The organism is Actinacidiphila bryophytorum (assembly GCF_016916835.1).
Classification (GTDB): Bacteria; Actinomycetota; Actinomycetes; order Streptomycetales; family Streptomycetaceae; genus Actinacidiphila; species Actinacidiphila bryophytorum.
Map to the genome: position 1 here is coordinate 118,240 of NZ_JAFFIX010000025.1, position 14,013 is coordinate 132,252.

General features: G+C 70.6%; 12 protein-coding genes. 7 read left to right on the forward strand and 5 right to left on the reverse strand.

Going from position 1 to position 14,013, the window contains the following annotated elements; all coding sequences use genetic code 11:
* Positions 1–16 precede the first annotated feature (16 nt).
* Complete coding sequence (locus tag JT723_RS28600; protein WP_205047711.1) at positions 17–985, forward strand: diacylglycerol/lipid kinase family protein; 969 nt, start codon at positions 17–19, stop codon at positions 983–985.
* A 318-nt stretch (positions 986–1,303) separates the two neighbouring features.
* Entirely contained in the window at positions 1,304–1,561 is a 258-nt protein-coding gene (locus JT723_RS28605; protein WP_031520293.1) for a WhiB family transcriptional regulator, read from the forward strand.
* A gap of 116 nt (positions 1,562–1,677) precedes the next feature.
* Here JT723_RS28605 and JT723_RS28610 read toward each other — a convergent pair whose 3' ends face one another.
* Positions 1,678–3,129, reverse strand: a complete 1,452-nt coding sequence (locus JT723_RS28610) for a sensor histidine kinase (RefSeq protein WP_205047732.1) — start codon at positions 3,127–3,129, stop codon at positions 1,678–1,680.
* 618 nt (positions 3,130–3,747) lie between these two features.
* Positions 3,748–4,827, reverse strand: coding sequence for an SIS domain-containing protein (locus tag JT723_RS28615; RefSeq protein WP_205047712.1), 1,080 nt, complete (start codon positions 4,825–4,827; stop codon positions 3,748–3,750).
* 196 nt (positions 4,828–5,023) lie between these two features.
* On the opposite strand from JT723_RS28615, the gene nagB reads away from it, so the two are divergent.
* Complete coding sequence (gene nagB, locus JT723_RS28620) at positions 5,024–5,809, forward strand: glucosamine-6-phosphate deaminase (RefSeq protein ID WP_205047713.1); 786 nt, start codon at positions 5,024–5,026, stop codon at positions 5,807–5,809.
* Between the two features lie 70 nt (positions 5,810–5,879).
* Here nagB and mctP read toward each other — a convergent pair whose 3' ends face one another.
* From mctP to JT723_RS28635, 3 genes are all read right to left on the reverse strand, one after another.
* Positions 5,880–7,529: a monocarboxylate uptake permease MctP gene (mctP, locus tag JT723_RS28625; RefSeq protein ID WP_205047714.1), complete on the reverse strand. Its 1,650-nt coding sequence runs from the start codon at positions 7,527–7,529 to the stop codon at positions 5,880–5,882.
* Positions 7,526–7,783 (reverse strand): DUF3311 domain-containing protein, encoded by a 258-nt coding sequence (locus JT723_RS28630; RefSeq protein WP_205047715.1) that lies wholly within the window; start codon positions 7,781–7,783, stop codon positions 7,526–7,528. Before JT723_RS28630 ends, mctP begins: the two co-directional genes overlap by 4 nt.
* Before the next feature lie 101 nt (positions 7,784–7,884).
* Complete coding sequence (locus JT723_RS28635; protein ID WP_033171787.1) at positions 7,885–8,655, reverse strand: GntR family transcriptional regulator; 771 nt, start codon at positions 8,653–8,655, stop codon at positions 7,885–7,887.
* Positions 8,656–8,973: 318 nt separating this feature from the next.
* Here JT723_RS28635 and JT723_RS28640 point away from each other — a divergent pair, with 318 nt between their 5' ends.
* From JT723_RS28640 to JT723_RS28655, 4 genes are read left to right on the forward strand one after another with little or no spacing between them, the layout of a single operon-like run.
* A complete protein-coding gene (locus JT723_RS28640) occupies positions 8,974–10,284 on the forward strand; it encodes an extracellular solute-binding protein (RefSeq protein ID WP_205047716.1) in 1,311 nt (436 codons plus the stop codon).
* A gap of 46 nt (positions 10,285–10,330) precedes the next feature.
* A complete protein-coding gene (locus JT723_RS28645) occupies positions 10,331–11,332 on the forward strand; it encodes a carbohydrate ABC transporter permease (protein ID WP_205047717.1) in 1,002 nt (333 codons plus the stop codon).
* Positions 11,329–12,207, forward strand: coding sequence for a carbohydrate ABC transporter permease (locus JT723_RS28650; RefSeq protein ID WP_205047718.1), 879 nt, complete (start codon positions 11,329–11,331; stop codon positions 12,205–12,207). Before JT723_RS28645 ends, JT723_RS28650 begins: the two co-directional genes overlap by 4 nt.
* Positions 12,204–13,724: a glycoside hydrolase family 3 protein gene (locus JT723_RS28655; RefSeq protein ID WP_205047719.1), complete on the forward strand. Its 1,521-nt coding sequence runs from the start codon at positions 12,204–12,206 to the stop codon at positions 13,722–13,724. The genes JT723_RS28650 and JT723_RS28655 overlap by 4 nt, the downstream gene beginning before the upstream one ends.
* Positions 13,725–14,013: the final 289 nt, after the last annotated feature.

Consider the following 14,013-nt stretch of genomic DNA (forward strand, 5'->3'; position numbering starts at 1 on the left):
AGGTACGCTATCGGGCATGCGCGCTCTTCTCGTCGTCAATCCCGCCGCTACCACCACCAGCGCCCGGGTGCGGGACGTGATCAGCACCGCACTGGCGAGCGACCTGAAGCTGGAGGTCGCGACCACGGAATACCGCGGGCACGCGCGCGACCTGGCCCGCAAGGCGGTGGAGGGCGGCGCGGTCGAGCTGGTGGTCTCGCTGGGCGGCGACGGCACCGTCAACGAGATCGTCAACGGCCTGCTGCACCACGGCCCCGACCCGGACGCCCTGCCGCAGCTCGCGGTGGTCCCCGGCGGCTCGACCAATGTCTTCGCCCGCGCGCTCGGCCTGCCCAACGACGCCGTGGAGGCCACCGGCGCCCTGCTGGACGCGCTGCGCGCCGGGTCGTCACGGACGGTGGGCCTGGGCCTGGTGAGCGGCACCCCCGGCACCGAGGACGAGGGCGTGCCGGACCGCTGGTTCACCTTCTGCGCGGGGCTGGGCTTCGACGCGGGTGTGGTGGGCCGGGTGGAGCAGCAGCGGGAGTTGGGCAAGCGGTCGACGCATGCGCTGTATCTGCGCCAGGTGGCCCGGCAGTTCATCGCCGACCCGCACCGCAGGCACGGCACGATCACCTTGCAGCGCCCGGACGAGGAACCGGTCTCCGGACTGACGACGGCGATAGTGTGCAACACCGCACCGTGGACGTATCTGGGCAACCGCCCCGTCTACGCCTCCCCGGAGGCGTCCTTCGACACTGCGCTTGACCTGCTGGGTATCCACAAGATGTCCACTTTGTCCGGTACGCGCTACGCGGCGCAACTGCTCCGCTCCACGGCGGAGCGGGGGCCGCGGGGCAAGCACACGCTGGCGCTGCACGATCTGACGGACTTCACCTTGCAATCGCAGGCGGCACTGCCCTTCCAGGTGGACGGTGACCACCTGGGGCTGCGTACGAGCGCGACCTTCACAGGCGTACGCCGTGCACTGCGCGTCATTGTGTAAGTCGAAGAGCCTAAAGTCCTTTTACTCGAACGTTTAGGCTGCCCTGCACCCCATGGAAGTACGGCTGTGATCGAGGCGACACCGAGGAATCAAAAAAAACTTTCCTGAAGGGGTTGTATCTCCAGCCGAGGTTTGCGAGTCTCTAGGTGGCGATCGGGACGGCCGACCAACCGGCCCCCTTGAGAGCCCGACTTCCACCTCACACCAGCGGGACTGCACCAGTGAAGACTGGGTGGCGTCCCGTTCCCTGTGGGGGGATTCGTGAAAGCGTTCACATTCACAAGCAACGTGCTTGTCACACAAGGAGTTGGAGCAGCCATGGACTGGCGTCACCGCGCCGTTTGCCGCGAGGAAGACCCCGAGCTCTTCTTCCCCATCGGCAACACCGGTCCTGCGCTGCTGCAGATCGAGGAAGCCAAGGCCGTCTGCCGCCGCTGCCCCGTCATGGAGCAGTGCCTGCAGTGGGCGCTTGAGAGCGGCCAGGACGCCGGTGTCTGGGGTGGCCTCAGCGAGGACGAGCGTCGCGCAATGAAGCGCCGCGCCGCCCGCAACCGGGCCCGCAACGCCAGCGCCTGACGCGCAGCCTTCCCACCGAGCCGCAGCGCGCAGCACCTGTCACACGCGCAGCACACAGCATTCGAAGGCCCCCGTACCAACGACGGTACGGGGGCCTTGGTCTGTCTCCTGCCCGATCAGCCGGTCTCCAGCGGGAGTTCGAGGATCACCCGGGTGCCGCGCACCGGGGCGGGCAGCATGTCGAAGGTGCCGCCCAACTCCCCCACCACCAGGGTGCGGACGATCTGCAGGCCCAGGTTGCCGGCCTGCTGGGCGTCGAAGCCGGGCGGCAGGCCGCGGCCGTCGTCCTGGACGGTGATGGTGATCAGCTCGCGGCCGCGGGTCGCGGTGATGTCGACGCTGCCCGACTCCCCCGGCCCGAAGCCGTGTTCGAGGGCGTTCTGCAGCAGCTCGGTCAGCACCATGGACAGCGGGGTGGCGATCTCCGCGGTCAGGATGCCGAACCTGCCCGCCCGGCGGGCGGTGACCCGGCCCGGTGAGATCTCGGCGACCATCGCCAGCACCCGGTCGGCGATCTCGTCGAACTCCACCCTCTCGTCCAGCGTCTGGGACAGCGTCTCGTGCACGATGGCGATCGAGCCGACCCGGCGCACCGCCTCCTCCAGCGCCTCACGGGCCTTGTCGGAGTCCATCCGGCGGGCCTGCAGCCGCAGCAGTGCGGCGACCGTCTGGAGGTTGTTCTTCACCCGGTGGTGGATCTCCCGGATGGTGGCGTCCTTGGTCATCAACTCCCGCTCGCGGCGCCGCAGTTCCGTGACGTCGCGGAGCAGCACCAGGGAGCCGGTGTGCACGCCCTTGGGCTTGAGCGGGATGGCGCGCAGCTGGATGACGCCGTCGCCGCCCTCCACCTCGAACTCCCGCGGCGCCCAGCCGCTGGCCAGTTTCACCAGCGCCTCGTCCACCGGGCCGCGGGCCGGGGCCAGTTCCGCGGTCGCCTTGCCCAGGTGGTGCCCGACCAGGTCGGCGGCCAGGCCCAGCCGGTGGTAGGCGGACAGCGCGTTGGGGCTCGCGTACTGCACGATGCCGTCCGCGTCCAGCCGGATCAGCCCGTCGCCCGCCCGGGGCGAGGCGTCCATGTCCACCTGCTCGGCCGGGAAGGGAAAGGCGCCGGCCGCGATCATCTGGGCCAGGTCGCTGGCGCTCTGCAGGTAGGTGAGTTCCAGGCGGCTGGGGGTACGCACGGTCAGCAGGTTGGTGTTGCGGGCGATCACCCCGAGCACCCGGCCGTCCCGGCGCACCGGGATCGACTCCACCCGCACCGGGACCTCCTCGCGCCACTCCGGGTCGCCCTCCCGGACGATCCGCCCCTCGTCCAGGGCGGCGTCCAGCAGCGGGCGGCGCCCGCGCGGCACGAGGTGCCCGACCATGTCGTCCTGGTACGAGGTCGGCCCGGTGTTCGGGCGCATCTGCGCCACCGAGACATAGCGGGAGCCGTCCCGGGTCGGGACCCACAGCACCAGATCCGCGAAGGACAGGTCGGACAGCAGCTGCCACTCCGAGACCAGCAGGTGGAGCCATTCGAGGTCGGAGGCGTCGAGCGCGGTGTGCTCGCGTACGAGGTCGTTCATGGAGGGCACGCCTGCGAGCGTACCCGCAGCCCCGAGGGGGGTGCGCGACGCGCGGTTTCCGGGCACACTTTGTTCAGGCCCGGCACGAAATCCGGGCCGAGCCATGGACACGGGCCAATGGTCTAGTCCACAATGGCGGCACCACGAACCTCCGGGCTCCCCGCACAGGAGCGCGGATCGAGGCGAGGCGTTCTCTGCCCTGACTACGCCGCTGCCTCGCTGTCGGCCCTAACGGGTCCGCGGGGACCGCACACCCCGCCGGCCACGGCGCCGACGTCAGCTCCGGGCTGCGGTGCGGGTGAGGCTGAGGGTCCTCTCCTGGCACCGCGGCCCGAAGTGTTTTCCGCCCCCGGAAACCACTCCGCCCCCGCGGCCCCCGGACGAGCCCCCTCCCGACCTGCGGCCGGCCCGCCCCCTGGGGCTCCCCGGTCCGTCCCGGACCACCCCCCGGTGGGGGCCGAGCGCGCCCGCGCGGCGCCAGCCGCAGATCAGATGCAGCCCCGCGCCCCTATGTGCTCGGCCCCCCCGAAGAAGTGGCCTTCGCCCGCGGAGGGGCGCGGCCCCTGGCGGAGGGGCACCCACCGCGGTGGGGGGTCGGGGGTGGGCACCCGGGAAGGCCTAGTGGGTCTCCGTGAGTTTGGCGATGGCTCGGGGGGAGTCGGGGTCCTGGCCGCGGGCCATGGCGATCTCCCAGGCCAGCCGCTGGAGCGGGAGGATCTCCAGCAGCGGCTGGAGGGATTCGGGCACGTCGGCCGTGGGCATCGCGAAACCGCCGGACGCGGCGCTGACCTTCGCTCGGGGGCCGATGACGACCAGGTCCGCGCCCCGGCCGCGCAGCCGGTCGAGGACCGGCTGCAGCGCCTCACCGCCGCGCCCCTCGGTCACGATGGCGATCACCGGCGAGATGTTGTCGACCATGGCGAGCGGCCCGTGCAGCAGGTCGGCGCCTGAGTAGGCGAGGGCGGGGATGTAGCTGGTCTCCATGAGCTTGAGTGCGGCTTCCTTGGCGGTGGGGTAGCCGTACCCCCGCGAGGTGATGACCATCCGCTCGGCGAACCTGTAGCGGCCGGCCAGCTCGCGTACCTCGTCGCCACGGGCGAGTACCTGTTCCGCGAGCCGCGGCAGCCGGTGGGCGGCGGGGGCGGGTCCCGTGCCGCCGAGGCCCACCACGAAGAGGTAGAGGGCCAGCAGCTCCGCGGTGTACGTCTTGGTCGCGGGCAGCGCCTTCTCGGGTCCTGCCAGCAGGTCGATGTGGAATTCGGAGACCTCGGCCAGCGGCGAGTCCGGGTTGTTGGTGACCGCCAGGGTGATCGCGCCGGCGGCCCTGGCGGCCGTGGTGGAGGCGATGAGGTCGGGTGAGCCGCCGGACTGGCTGACGGTGATGACCAGGACGTCGGCCAGGTGCGGGGTGGCCCCGTAGGCGGTGGTGGTGGACATCGAGGTCAGCCCGCAGGGCAGGCCGAGCTCCACCTCGATCAGGTACTTCGCGTAGAGCGCCGCGTGGTCGGAGGTGCCGCGGGCGCTGAGCAGGGCGAAGCGGGGTTCGCGGTCGGCGATGCCGCGGGCGGTCGCGGTGATCGCGGGCGCCGCGACGTCCAGGATGCGCCGCAGCACCTCGGGCTGCTCGGCCATCTCGCCGGCCATGATCGTGCCCGGCCGCTCGCTGCCGCGTGCCGGGGAGCGTGTGCTGCCCACCATGCCCACCGCCTCCATCCCGCTGCCCGGAGCACTCCAACAGTCGACCACAGGAGCGGGCGGCCCGCGCGCGGAAGCGGGTCCCGGGCGACGGGCCGGGCGGCGCCGGAACGGCGGTCGGGCGGCACTCGGCGGGGCGGCGGCCACCTGATAGATTGGTCTATACCACACTCCACCTCTCCAGAACGGCAGGCCCAGCGTGGAAGTTGTCATCGTCCCGGACGCCGCGGCAGGCGGCGACATCATCGCGGAGGCCATGGCCGCACTGCTCCACCGCAAGCCGGACGCGCTGCTCGGCGTGGCCACCGGATCGACGCCGCTGCCGGTCTACCAGGCGCTCGCCTCCCGGGTGCGGGCCGGCGGTGTGGACGTGTCCCGGGCCAGGGTGTGCCAGCTGGACGAGTACGTGGGCCTGCCGACGGGACACCCGGAGTCGTACCGCTCGGTGGTGCTGCGCGAGGTCGTGGAGCCGCTGGGGCTGTCCCCCGAGGCCTTCATGGGTCCCGACGGGGCCGCCGAGGACGTGCAGGCCGCCTGTGACGCGTACGACGCCGCGCTGGCGGCGGCCGGCGGGGTGGACCTGCAGCTGCTCGGCATCGGCACGGACGGGCACATCGGCTTCAACGAGCCCTGCTCCTCGCTCGCCTCGCGCACCCGGATCAAGACGCTCACCGAGCAGACCCGGGTCGACAACGCCCGCTTCTTCGGCGGTGACATCGACGCGGTGCCGCACCACGTGATCACGCAGGGCATCGGCACGATCCTGGAGGCCAGGCACCTGGTGCTGCTCGCCACCGGCGAGGGCAAGGCGGAGGCGGTCGCGGCGACCGTCGAGGGGCCGGTCGCGGCGGTCGTGCCGGCCTCGGCGCTCCAGCTGCACCCGCACGCCACGGTGATCGTCGACGAGGCCGCCGCCACGAAGCTGAAGCTGGCGCCCTACTTCCGGGCCACCTACGCGGCCAAGCCGGCCTGGCAGGGCCTGTAGGACCCGGCGGACCCGTGGACGGCAAGGAGGGCGCCCGCATGCAGCGGGCGCCCTCCTTCCTGCCGTACGCCTAGGCTCCCGCGGGCTCCGGGAGTCCGGGGGCGGTGCCCGGGGTCGGGCCCGCGGGGTCGGCGGGCGCCGGGTCGGACTCGGCGGTGTAGTCGGACAGTACGGTCTCGTCCTCGCCGGCCGGCGCCTTGAGGGCGCGCAGCACGAGGGTCAGGACGACGGCGACGCCGACGTTGAGCACGAAGGCGGTCAGGCCGATGTAGCCCTTCTCGCCGATCCACGGGATCATGTCCGAGTTCCCGCCGAAGTGCGACTGCGTCGGGCTGCTCTGCTCGTACGCCTTCCACGTCCCGTAGCCCATGCCGACGGCCCAGCCGGCCAGCAGCGCCCAGCGGTGGAACCAGCGGGTGAACAGGCCGCCGACTATGGCCGGTACGGTCTGCAGGATCCAGATCCCGCCCAGCAGCTGGAAGTTGATGGCCACCGTCTTGTCCATGGTCAGGACGAAGACCAGCGCGCCGACCTTCACCACCAGGGACACGATCTTCGAGACGGCCGTCTCCTGCGCGGGGGTGGCGTCCGGTTTGATCAGGTCCTTGTAGATGTTGCGGGTGAAGAGGTTGGCCGCGGCGATGGACATGATCGCGGCCGGGACGAGCGCCCCGATGCCGATCGCGGCGAAGGCGACCCCGGCGAACCACGAGGGGAACATGTTCTCGAACAGCTGGGGGATGGCGAGTTGGGCGTTGTAGCCCTTGCCGCCGACCCCGGCGGCGAGCGCCATGAAGCCGAGCATCGCCAGCAGGCCGAGCATCAGCGAGTACAGCGGCAGGATCGTGGTGTTGCGGCGGATCGTGTCGCGGCTCCTGCTGGAGAGCACGGCGGTGACCGAGTGCGGGTAGAGGAACAGCGCCATCGCCGAGCCCATCGCCAGCGTGGCGTAGGCCCATTGGGCCTTCGGCCCGGTCACCAGCGCGCCGCGCGGCACGCCCGCGTCGTTCTTGACCGCGTAGGCGGCGCCCGCCTTGCTGAAGATGTCGTCGAACCCGCCGAGCTTGTAGGGGATGTAGATGATCGCGACCGCGATGACGATGTAGATCAGCGCGTCCTTGACGAAGGCGATCAGCGCGGGCGCCCGCAGCCCCGAGGAGTAGGTGTACGCGGCGAGCACACCGAAGGCGATCAGCAGCGGCAGGTCTTTCAGGAACCAGTTGGTGGAGTCGCTGCCGCCGACCCCCATGACGTCCAGCACCGCCTGGATGCCGACGAGTTGGAGCGCGATGTAGGGCATCGTGGCGATGATGCCGGTGATCGCGACGGCCACCGACAGGCTCTTGGAGCCGAACCGCCCGCGGATGAAGTCCGAGGAGGTGACGTAGCCGTGCTTGTGCGAGACCGACCACAGCCGCGGCAGGAAGAGGAAGACCAGCGGGTAGGTGATGATCGTGTACGGCACGGCGAAGAAGCCGCCGGCGCCGGCCGCGTAGATCGCCGCGGGCACCGCCACGAAGGTGTAGGCGGTGTAGAGGTCGCCGCCGAGCAGGAACCAGGTCACCCAGGTGCCGAAGCTCCGCCCGCCCAGGCCCCATTCGTCCAGGTGCAGCGGGTCGGCGGCGCGGCGCCAGCGGGCGGCGAGGAAGCCGAGCACGGTGACCGCGAGGAAGAAGAAGATGAAGACGCCGAGCGCGACGCCGTTGACGCCGTCCTTCACTTGGCGCCACCCCCCTTGCGTGCCCGCTCCTCACGGCGTACGAGCGCGTACGCGGTGTAGGTCAGCGCGGCGGCCACCGGCACCCAGGCCATCTGGTACCAGTAGAAGAACGGGATGCCGATGAAGGCGGGCGTCATCCGCGAGTAGGAGTCCACCCACAGCAGGGCGACGAACGGTGCGAGCAGGCACAGCCCGGCCAGCACCCGGATGGGGGTGATGACCGGCGGCCGTGGGTCCGGTGGTGCTTCCGGCATGGATGGTGCTCCCGTCCCCTAGAGCGTCATGTGCAATGCGCAGGAAATCTAGGGGAGGTTACCGGTGGTCGTCACTACCCGTGCACGGATCGGTGGCCGGGTCAGCCGTTCGGGCGGCTGAGCCTGGCGACGAACTTGTAGCGGTCGCCGCGGTAGACCGAGCGCACCCACTCCACCGGTTCGCCGGTGGTGTCGATCGAGTGCCGGGAGAGCATCAGCATCGGCAGGCCGACGTCGGTGCCCAGCAGCCCCGCCTCGCGCGGGGTGGCCAGCGAGGTCTCGATGGTCTCCTCGGCCTCGGCCAGCCGCACGTCGTAGACCTCGGCGAGCGCCGTGTAGAGGGAGACGTACTTGGCCAGGCTGCGGCGCAGCGCCGGGAAGCGCTTGGCGGACAGGTGGGTGGTCTCGATGGCCATCGGCTCGGAGTTGGCCAGCCGGAGGCGTTCGATGCGCAGCACCCGGCCGCCGGCCTTCATGTCCAGCAGCCCGGCGAGCCGGTCGTCGGCGGTGATGTAGCCGATGTCCAGCAGCTGGGAGGTGGGTTCCAGGCCCTGGGCGCGCATGTCCTCGGTGTACGAGGTCAGTTGGAGTGCCTGGGAGACCTTGGGCTTGGCCACGAAGGTGCCCTTGCCCTGGATGCGTTCGAGCCGGCCTTCGACCACCAGCTCCTGGAGCGCCTGCCGGACGGTGGTGCGGGAGGTGTCGAACTCGGTGGCCAGCGTGCGCTCGGGCGGTACCGGGGTGCCGGGAGGCATCGTCTGCGTGATGTCCAGCAGATGGCGCTTGAGCCGGTAGTACTTGGGCACCCTGGCGGTGCGGCCCGCGGCGCCGCCCGCCGTGGTCTCCGCGCTGGTGGCCGCGTCGCTCTCCATGACGTTTACTCCCGACTGCTGTCGTGCTGCCGTCACCGGCTCCTCCGTTGATCGCGGCTCACATGGTGGCACGCGCGGCCGTGCGGGAGGCAGGCGGCGGGGGTGTGGTTCCCCTTCAGGTGTCGGTCCGATAACAGAGCCGACGGGTGTTCTTATACACCCTTGACACCCTTAAAGGTCTAGGCCAAGCTCCCGGTACTGGTCTAAACCATTAACGACCAATCCCAGACCCACGAGCAGGACTCGGCCGGCGGTTCTCGTACGCCGGTCGGCAATTCGGGCGGTGGGGGGAGTTTCGGGCATCCTGAGGAGGGTGGCGTGAAGCGCAAGCTCATCGCGGCGATCGGCGTCGCGACCATGATCGTCGGTATCGCGGCGTGTGGATCTGACAAGAAGGACGACGACAAGAAGGCGGACGCCGGTTCGTCGTCGGCCGCGACGACCGACAAGACGATCACAGTCTGGCTGACCGTCGACGCCCAGCACAACTGGCCGGAACTGGTGAAGTCCGCGGACGACGCGATCATCGCCAAGCACCCGGGCCTGAAGGTCAAGCACGAGTACTACGCATGGCCGGACAAGAACGCCAAGCTCGACGCGGTGCTCGCCACCGACAAGGCGCCCGACGTCGTCGAGATGGGCAACACCGAGATGGTGCCCTACATGGCGGAGGGTGCCTTCGCCGAGCTGGACCCGTCGAAGTTCGACAACTCCGCCCAGTGGCTGGACGGCCTCAAGCAGTCGGTGACCTACGACGGCAAGAACTACGGCGTGCCGTACTACGCGGCCGCCCGTATCGCGACCTGGCGCAAGGACATCGCCGCCGCGGCCGGCGTCAAGGACACCCCGAAGAACTGGACCGAGCTGACCGCCGACCTGGACAAGATCCAGGCCAAGGAGGGCGCGAAGTTCAACGCCTGGTACCAGCCCTCCCGTGACTGGTACGCCGCCATGTCCTTCGTCTACGACGCCGGCGGCGCCATCGCCGCCAACTCGGGCGGCCAGTGGAAGGGCTCGCTGGAGTCCCCCGCCGCCATCCAGGGCCTGACCGCGTGGAAGGACGCCGTCGGCAAGTACATGCACGGCGACCTCACCAAGGACGAGTCCGACCGCTACATCGTCTACGGCCAGGGCAAGTCCGCGCTGATGTTCGCCCCGGGCTGGGAGGCGCCGTCCGCCGCCGACCCGAAGTTCGACAAGACCGGCGGCAAGCTCAAGGACAACCTGGTCAACTTCGTGATGCCCGGCCCGTCCGGCAAGAACCTGCCGGTCTTCCTCGGCGGCTCCGACCTGGCCGTGCCGTCCAAGTCGAAGAACGCCGACCTGGCCGCCGAGTGGATCAACGACTTCACCAACACGCAGTCGCAGACCACGCTGATGAGCAAGGGCAACCTGCCCAACAACAACACCCAGCTGGCCACCCTCAAGGCCGACCCGGCCAACACGGTCACCGCGACCGCGGCCGAGAGCAGCTGGTTCGTGCCGACCGCGCCCGGCTGGGGCAGTGTCGAGAAGGCGCAGACCCTGCAGACCATGCTGCAGAACATCGCCACCGGAAAGCAGTCCGTCCAGGACGCCGCCAAGGCCGCAGACGCCGCCATGGACAAGGTCCTGAACGTCAAGAACTGACCAGTCCTTCCACAACAGGAGACCGGGACCGCTAGAGGAGCACGTGATGAGTGCCGCCGATACCACCACCACCCAGGTGCCGCCCCCGCGGCGGCACTCATCACCTCCCGGCCACAGGACCGGGAGACCCCGCGCCGCCCGGCGCCGCAGGTTCACCCTGGGGCGCGCGGCCACACCGTGGCTGCTGCTGGCACCCTGCATCCTGGTGCTGGTGCTCGTCCTGGGCTACCCGCTGGTCAAACTGGGCACGCTGTCCTTCCAGGACTACAAGAAGCCCCAGCTGTGGGGCTTCAAACCGGCCACCTGGGTCGGCTTCGACAACTACCAGGCGATCCTGAAGGACCACGAGTTCTGGTCCGTGGTCGTGCGGACCGTGCTGTTCGCCGGCAGCGCGGTGATCCTCACCATGGTGATCGGCATGCTGGTCGCCCTGCTGCTGCAGCGGGTCTCCGGCTGGGTCCGCACCCTGGTGAACATCGCGCTGGTCGCCAGCTGGGCCATGCCCGTGGTGGTCGCCGTCACCGTCTTCAAGTGGATGTTCGACAGTGACTACGGCGTCGTGAACTGGACGCTCAGCCAGCTGCCGGGCGTCGACTACACCGGCCACAACTGGTTCGCCTCCGGCCCCGAGGGCCTGAGCGTGATCATGCTCCAGGTCGTGTGGGGCGCGATCCCCTTCGTGGTGATCACCCTCAGCGCCGGCCTCACCCAGGTCCCCAAGGAGCTGGAGGAGGCGGCGCGGCTGGACGGCGCCGACGCCTTCGGGGTCTTCCGCTACGTCACCTTCCCGATCATCAAGCCGCTGGTCGTGATGATGACGACCCTGTCGGTGATCTGGGACATGGGCGTCTTCGCCCAGGTGTGGCTGATGCGCGGCGGACACCCGGAACCGGAGTTCCAGCTGCTGACCACCTACTCGTACGAGAAGGCCTTCGGCGTCAACGACTACGCCACCGGCTCCGCCATCGCACTGCTCACCGTGCTGCTGCTGCTCGGGGTGGTCGCGGTGTACATGCGGCAGATGCTGAAGATCGGAGAGGTGGAATGAGCGCGCTGACCTCGCGGCCGACCGCCGCGGGCCGCCTGGACGCGGTGAACCGCAAGCGGCGCAACGCCAAGCTCGGCTGGAACCTGCTGGGCCTGCTGGTCTTCGTCCTGGCCGCCTTCCCGGTCTACTGGATGATGAACACGGCCTTCAAGCCGGCCAAGGACGCCATCGACCCCAAACCGCACTTCTTCCCGTGGCCGGTGTCGCTGGAGAACTTCCACCGCGCCCTGAACATCAGCGACTTCTGGGGACCGGTCGAGCGCAGCCTGATCGTCAGCGCCAGCACCGTCGTGATCGGCGCCTTCATCGGCCTGCTCGCGGCCCTGGCCATCTCCCGCTTCGCCTTCCGCGGCCGCAAGGTCGTCATCGTCGGCATCCTGACCGTCCAGATGGTCCCGCTGGTCGCGATGATCATCCCGGTCTTCCTGCTGCTCAACCAGATCCACCAGATCGACAAGCTGTCGGGACTGGTCCTGACGTACCTGACGTTCGTGCTGCCCTTCACCGTCTGGACGCTGCGCGGCTTCATCGTCAACATCCCCAAGGAGCTGGAAGAGGCCGCCATGGTGGACGGCTGCAGCCGCACCGGCGCCTTCATCCGGGTGGTCTTCCCGCTGCTGGCCCCCGGCCTGGTCGCCACCTCCATCTACGGCTTCATCCAGGCCTGGAACGAGTTCCTCTACGCCCTGCTGGTCATGAGCCAGGACCACCAGACGGCCACCGTCTGGCTCGGCACCTTCACCACCCAGCACGGAACCGAGTACGCGCCGATGATGGCCGGTTCCACCATGATGGGTATCCCCGTGGTGATCCTGTTCCTGCTCGTCCAGCGCAAGATGGCCGCCGGCCTCACGGCCGGGGCGGTGAAGGGATGACCGTCATTTCCACCGAAACGCCTGCGGACCTCGTGGTCCGCGACGCGCTGACCGTCCTGCAGCCCGGTTTCGTCGGCACCACAGCGCCCGAGTGGCTGCTGCGGCAGCTCGCCGAAGGCCTCGGCTCGGTGGCGCTGTTCGCCCGCAACATCGAGTCGCCCGAGCAACTGGCCGCGCTCACCGCCCAGTTGCGGGCGGTACGGCCCGACGTGCTGGTCGCGGCCGACGAGGAGGGCGGCGACGTCACCCGCCTGGAGGCGCGCGGCGGCTCGTCCTTCCCCGGCAACCTCGCGCTCGGCGCGGTCGACGACGTCAAACTGACCCGCGCGGTCGCCGCCGAACTCGGCCGCCGGCTCGCCGAATGCGGCGTCAACCTCAACTGGGCGCCCTCCGCCGACGTCAACTCCGACCCGGGCAACCCGGTCATCGGGGTGCGCTCCTTCGGCGCCGACCCCGACCTCGTGGCCCGCAATACCGCCGCCTACGTCGAGGGCCTGCAGTCCGCGGGAGTGGCCGCCAGCGTCAAGCACTTCCCCGGGCACGGCGACACCGCCACCGACTCGCACCACGCGCTGCCGCGGATCGACGTCGACCTGGAGACGCTGCACGCCCGCGAACTCGTGCCCTTCAGGGCCGCCCTGGCCGCGGGCACCAAGGTCGTGATGAGCGCGCACATCCTGGTGCCGGCGCTCGACCCCGACCTGCCCGCGACGCTCAGCCCCGCCGTGCTCACCGGCCTGCTGCGCGCCCCGCGCGAGGACGGCGGCCTCGGCTACGACGGGCTCATCGTCACCGACGGCATCGAGATGCAGGCCATCGCCGCCACGTACGGCATCGAGCGCGGCACCGTCATGGCGCTCGCCGCCGGCGCCGACGCGATCTGCGTCGGCGGCGGCCTCGCCGACGAGCAGACCGTGCACGCGCTGCGCGACGCCATCGTCACCGCGGTCGACAACGGCGACCTGCCGCGCGAACGGCTCGCCGACGCGGCGGCCCGGGTCCGTGAACTGGCGGCCTGGGCGGCCGGGCAGTCGGGTGCGGTGGAGGGGACCGCACCCGAGGTCGGGCTCGAAGCCGCCAGGCGGGCGCTGCGGATCACCCGCGCGCCCGGCTTCGCGGCCCTCGACGCGGCGCCCTACGTGGCCGCGTTCACGCCGGTGGCCAACATCGCCGTCGGCGAGGACACCCCGTGGGGCGTCGCGGCCGAACTCGTACGGCTGCTGCCCGGCACCGAGACGGCGACCTTCCGCTCCGCGGACGCGGAAGGGGGCGACCTCGTCGCCCGAGTCCTCGCCGGCGCCGGTACGCGGCGGATCGTCGCCGTCGTGCGGGACGTGCACCGGCACGGGTGGATGGCCGAGGTGCTCGGCGGCGTGGTCGCCGCCAGGCCCGACACCGTGGTGGTCGAGATGGGCGTCCCCCAGGCCCCGCCCTGCGGCGCCCTCCACGTCGCCACCCACGGTGCGGCCCGCGTCTGCGGTGAGGCCGCCGCCGAGGCCATCACGTCAGCCCGCTGACCCCCCCCTCTCCCCCAGAGGGCACGCACCTCTCCCGCAGAGGGCACTGCTGCCGCAGAGGGCGCGTCCCCGGGGCGCGGGGCGCCTCTGCGGCGGGGCCGAGCACATAGGGGCGCGGGGAACTGCGCGCCCAGCCCCCACCGGGCGCGCGGGTCGTCACCGGCCCAAAGGGGCTCTTCGGTCCGGAGACGGACCACCGGCCGGCGAGCGAAGCGAGTGGGGGCACCCCCAGGCGAAGCGCTGGGGGAGGCTGGTCGCGCAGTTCCCCGCGCCCCTGATGTGGTGGCGG

Bases quoted from the DNA above. Each gene is read 5' to 3' on its own strand.
- JT723_RS28600 (WP_205047711.1), top strand. From the start codon at position 17: ATGCGCGCTCTTCTCGTCGTCAATCCCGCCGCTACCACCACCAGCGCC.
- JT723_RS28605 (WP_031520293.1), top strand. From the start codon at position 1,304: ATGGACTGGCGTCACCGCGCCGTTTGCCGCGAGGAAGACCCCGAGCTC.
- JT723_RS28610 (WP_205047732.1), bottom strand. From the start codon at position 3,129: ATGAACGACCTCGTACGCGAGCACACCGCGCTCGACGCCTCCGACCTC.
- JT723_RS28615 (WP_205047712.1), bottom strand. From the start codon at position 4,827: ATGGTGGGCAGCACACGCTCCCCGGCACGCGGCAGCGAGCGGCCGGGC.
- JT723_RS28630 (WP_205047715.1), bottom strand. From the start codon at position 7,783: ATGCCGGAAGCACCACCGGACCCACGGCCGCCGGTCATCACCCCCATC.
- JT723_RS28635 (WP_033171787.1), bottom strand. From the start codon at position 8,655: ATGGAGAGCGACGCGGCCACCAGCGCGGAGACCACGGCGGGCGGCGCC.
- JT723_RS28645 (WP_205047717.1), top strand. From the start codon at position 10,331: ATGAGTGCCGCCGATACCACCACCACCCAGGTGCCGCCCCCGCGGCGG.
- JT723_RS28650 (WP_205047718.1), top strand. From the start codon at position 11,329: ATGAGCGCGCTGACCTCGCGGCCGACCGCCGCGGGCCGCCTGGACGCG.
- JT723_RS28655 (WP_205047719.1), top strand. From the start codon at position 12,204: ATGACCGTCATTTCCACCGAAACGCCTGCGGACCTCGTGGTCCGCGAC.